General features: G+C 59.0%; 8 protein-coding genes and 1 pseudogene. All 9 read right to left on the bottom strand.

Features of this window, described 5'->3' with window-relative positions; genetic code table 11:
* Positions 1-306: 50S ribosomal protein L15 (rplO, locus tag WA989_RS11355; protein WP_424340615.1), on the bottom strand; the 306-nt coding region annotated here is incomplete at its 3' end.
* 44 nt (positions 307-350) lie between these two features.
* Positions 351-545 carry a 50S ribosomal protein L30 gene (gene rpmD / locus WA989_RS11350; protein ID WP_424340614.1) on the bottom strand — a complete coding sequence of 65 codons (195 nt, stop codon included), beginning with the start codon at positions 543-545 and terminating at the stop codon, positions 351-353.
* A gap of 20 nt (positions 546-565) precedes the next feature.
* A complete protein-coding gene (gene rpsE, locus WA989_RS11345; RefSeq protein ID WP_424340613.1) occupies positions 566-1156 on the bottom strand; it encodes a 30S ribosomal protein S5 in 591 nt (196 codons plus the stop codon).
* A 9-nt stretch (positions 1157-1165) separates the two neighbouring features.
* A complete protein-coding gene (gene rplR / locus WA989_RS11340; RefSeq protein ID WP_424340612.1) occupies positions 1166-1528 on the bottom strand; it encodes a 50S ribosomal protein L18 in 363 nt (120 codons plus the stop codon).
* A 5-nt stretch (positions 1529-1533) separates the two neighbouring features.
* Entirely contained in the window at positions 1534-2145 is a 612-nt protein-coding gene (gene rplF / locus WA989_RS11335) for a 50S ribosomal protein L6 (RefSeq protein ID WP_424340611.1), read from the bottom strand.
* Positions 2146-2162: 17 nt separating this feature from the next.
* Positions 2163-2558 (bottom strand): 30S ribosomal protein S8, encoded by a 396-nt coding sequence (rpsH, locus tag WA989_RS11330; protein WP_424340610.1) that lies wholly within the window; start codon positions 2556-2558, stop codon positions 2163-2165.
* A 15-nt stretch (positions 2559-2573) separates the two neighbouring features.
* Positions 2574-2879: a 30S ribosomal protein S14 gene (gene rpsN, locus WA989_RS11325; RefSeq protein ID WP_424340609.1), complete on the bottom strand. Its 306-nt coding sequence runs from the start codon at positions 2877-2879 to the stop codon at positions 2574-2576.
* A gap of 19 nt (positions 2880-2898) precedes the next feature.
* A complete protein-coding gene (rplE, locus tag WA989_RS11320; RefSeq protein ID WP_424340608.1) occupies positions 2899-3453 on the bottom strand; it encodes a 50S ribosomal protein L5 in 555 nt (184 codons plus the stop codon).
* Positions 3446-3579 (bottom strand): annotated as a pseudogene (locus tag WA989_RS11315) (50S ribosomal protein L24); the annotation flags it as partial. The pseudogene WA989_RS11315 and the gene rplE, both read right to left, overlap by 8 nt.

Genomic DNA, 3579 nt, shown 5'->3' with positions numbered 1-3579 from the left:
GGAGACAAGCGTCTCTTCGGTGATGTCGTCCGCTTTGATCTTTCCTGCCTCGATTGCCTTGGTGAGGCGGCCGAGGTTGACCCAGGCATGATCCTTGGAGCTGCGCGCGGTGAAGCCACGCTTCGGCAGACGCATATAGATCGGCATCTGGCCGCCTTCGAAGCCATTCAGGGCGACGCCTGAACGGGCCTTCTGGCCTTTGACACCGCGACCGCCAGTCTTGCCCTTGCCAGAGCCGACGCCGCGGCCCACGCGATGGCGGTTCTGGGTCGATCCCGCATGTGGGGAGAGTTCGTTGAGTTTCATCGGTCTATTCCTGACTGGCGTATCGAAGGGTCGCCCCTATACGCCTACTCTTCTACGACTTCAATAAGGTGAGACACCTTGGCGATCATGCCACGCACGGCCGGGGTGTCGGTCAGTTCGCGCTCACGGCCGATCTTGTTAAGACCGAGACCGACAAGCGTCTGACGCTGTTGGGGTTTGCGACGGATCGGGCTGCCTGTCTGGCGAACCGTGATCGTGTCTGATTTCTTCTTGGCCATGATCAGATCCCTTTTCTAAATCAGGCAGTCTCGGAAATGCCGGCTTCAGACGCACCATCGGTGCGGCGGCCAACAATATCCTGGACTTTCAGGCCACGCTTCGAAGCGATGGAACGCGGGCTTGCCTGTTCCTTGAGCGCCTGGAACGTCGCCCGAACCATGTTGTAGGGGTTGGACGAGCCGGTTGACTTGCCGACAACGTCCTGGATGCCGAGGACTTCCATGACAGCGCGCATCGGGCCGCCAGCGATCACGCCGGTACCAGGAGGCGCTGCACGAAGAACGACCTTGCCAGCGCCCCAACGGCCCTTGCCGTCATGATGCAGCGTGCGGCCTTCACGAAGCGCGACGCGAACCATGTTACGCTTGGCATCTTCAGTTGCCTTGCGGATCGCTTCAGGAACTTCGCGGGCCTTGCCCTTGCCGAAGCCTGCACGGCCTTTCTGGTCACCGACAACGACGAGCGCGGCGAAACCGAAATTCTTGCCGCCCTTCACCGTCTTGGCAACGCGGTTAATGCCGACGAGCTTGTCGACAAATTCGCTTTGCTCTTCCTGGCGGTCGTTGCGTCCGCGTCCGCGGCCGCGACCTCTGCCCTGTTGGTCTGCCATATCGGACTCCTAGAACTTCAGGCCGCCCTCGCGGGCGGCTTCTGCCAAGGCTTTCACCCGGCCGTGGAACATATAGCTGCCGCGATCAAAAACGACGTCTTCGACGCCGGCTTTCTTGGCACGCTCTGCAATGAGCTCGCCAATGCGCTGGGCAGCTGCGGTATCGCTCGTCGACTCCAGCTTGCCGCGGAGGTCTTTTTCGAGCGTCGAGGCCGCGGCAACCGTCAGACCCTTCTCATCATCGATGATCTGGGCCGAGATATTCTTGTGCGAACGGGCAACCGAAAGACGCGGCTTGCCATTGGCGAGCTTGCGGAGCTTTCCACGGTTGCGCTGGGCGCGGCGGAGTGATTTTTCGCGTGTCGTCTTCATGGCGATTACTTCTTCTTGCCTTCCTTGCGGCGGACATATTCGCCCTGGTAGCGCACACCCTTGCCCTTGAAAGGTTCGGGCTTGCGGAACTGGCGGATTTCAGCGGCAGCCTGGCCGACAGCCTGCTTGTCTGCGCCCGAAACGATGATCTCGGTCGGCTTCGGCGCTTCGAGATTGATGCCGTCAGGAGCCTTGAAGATCACATCGTGCGAATAGCCGAGCGACAGTTTCAGGTCCTGGCCCTGCATCTGGGCGCGATAGCCGACGCCGACCAGTTCGAGCGTCTTGGAGAAGCCGGTCGTGGCCCCTTCGATGACGTTCGCAGCGTTGGCGCGAGCGGTGCCCCACTGGGTACGGACTTTCGGGTCCAGCGCCTCAGCGAAGGTCATTTTCTTCTTGCCCTTCTCGTCATTCGCCTTGATGCGGGCATTTGCCTGCTCGACGAAATCCTTGCGCGGCATGATCTGGACTTCACCATCCTTGAGCTCAGCCGAAACCAGCTCGGATACGGTGAATGCCAGATGACCTTTCGGCCCCTTCGCTTCGACCTTGTTGCCGTCCACAGTAACGGTCGTGCCGTTCGGGACTTCAATTGGGAGTTTTCCAATACGGGACATGTCAGTTCATCCTCGTCCTAGAATACCCGGCAGAGAACTTCGCCGCCAACATTCTCATTACGCGCCACGGCATCGGAAATGACACCTTTGGACGTTGAGAGAATGGAGATACCCAGCCCGTTGCGGACCAGCGGCAGATCGTTCACCGACGAATAGACCCGGCGGCCCGGCTTCGAGACCCGGCGGATCTCGGAGATGACAGGCGCGCCATCATAATACTTAAGCTCGATCTCGACATTGCGATGACCGTCTTTTTCAACTTCCGTGTAGCCACGGATGTAGCCTTCACTCTGCAGCACGTCGAGAACGCGGATCCGCAGTTTTGAAGACGGCGAGACGACCTTCGTCATGCCACGCATCTGCGCATTGCGGATACGGGTCAGGAGATCGCCAAGGGGATCGGAAATGTTCATCTTGGTCCTCCTTTCCTACCAGCTGGACTTCACGAGGCCTGGCACCATGCCAAGCGAGCCGAGTTCGCGAAGTGCGATACGCGACATTTTCATTTTGCGATAATAACCACGCGGACGGCCTGTGACCTGGCAGCGGTTACGAACGCGGTTCGGCGCGGAATTGCGCGGAAGCTCGGCCAGTTTCAGGCGAGCCTGGAAACGCTCTTCCAGCGGCAGATCCTCATCCATCGCCAATGCTTTCAGCTTCGCGCGGCGGGCAGCATACTTTGCGACCATGCGGCGACGCTTTTCGTTCTTCTCAATTGCGCTTTTCTTAGCCATTTCGTTTCGTCCTCAAGCGCTAGTTCCGGAACGGGAAGCCACAATGCGCAAGCAGCGCCTTGGCTTCTTCGTTCGTTTCAGCGGTGGTGCAGACAATGATGTCCATACCGCGAATATCTTCGACATCGTCATAGTTGATCTCAGGGAACACGATCTGCTCCTTGAGACCCATGGCGAAGTTGCCGCGGCCGTCAAAGCTCTTGCCGTTCAGGCCCCGGAAGTCCTTCACACGTGGCAGCGCCATGTTGGTCAGACGATCGAGAAACTCGAACATCCGGTCGCGGCGCAAGGTAACCTTGGCACCGATAACCATGCCGTCGCGAAGCTTGAAGCCGGCAATCGACTTGCGGGCCTTCGTCGGCACAGGCTTCTGGCCAGCGATCTTCTCAAGCTCGGCAAGTGCGGTCTTGATCTTCTTGGAATCGGCAACAGCTTCGCCGACACCCATATTGATCACAACCTTGTCGAGCTTCGGCACCTGCATCTCGTTGGAGTAGTTGAACTGCTCCTGCATCTTGCCGCGGATCTCTTTGTCGTACTTCGTCTTCAGACGGGGTTCGTAATTCTTAGACATCGATCGACTCCCCCGAACGCGTGGCATAGCGCGTCTTGCGGCCATGCTCGTCTGTCTTGAAACCGACACGGGTCGGCATGCCGTCACGTGGGTCCATCATTGCAACATACGACACAAGGATCGGCG

The sequence above is a fragment of the Henriciella sp. genome (assembly GCF_049649345.1).
Lineage (GTDB): Bacteria > Pseudomonadota > Alphaproteobacteria > Caulobacterales > Hyphomonadaceae > Henriciella.
Note: the sequence above shows the minus strand (reverse complement) of the source record. Positions and strands in the feature narration are given on the sequence as shown.

Bases quoted from the DNA above. Each gene is read 5' to 3' on its own strand.
- rpmD (WP_424340614.1), bottom strand. From the start codon at position 545: ATGGCCAAGAAGAAATCAGACACGATCACGGTTCGCCAGACAGGCAGC.
- rpsE (WP_424340613.1), bottom strand. From the start codon at position 1,156: ATGGCAGACCAACAGGGCAGAGGTCGCGGCCGCGGACGCGGACGCAAC.
- rplR (WP_424340612.1), bottom strand. From the start codon at position 1,528: ATGAAGACGACACGCGAAAAATCACTCCGCCGCGCCCAGCGCAACCGT.
- rplF (WP_424340611.1), bottom strand. From the start codon at position 2,145: ATGTCCCGTATTGGAAAACTCCCAATTGAAGTCCCGAACGGCACGACC.
- rpsH (WP_424340610.1), bottom strand. From the start codon at position 2,558: ATGAACATTTCCGATCCCCTTGGCGATCTCCTGACCCGTATCCGCAAT.
- rpsN (WP_424340609.1), bottom strand. From the start codon at position 2,879: ATGGCTAAGAAAAGCGCAATTGAGAAGAACGAAAAGCGTCGCCGCATG.
- rplE (WP_424340608.1), bottom strand. From the start codon at position 3,453: ATGTCTAAGAATTACGAACCCCGTCTGAAGACGAAGTACGACAAAGAG.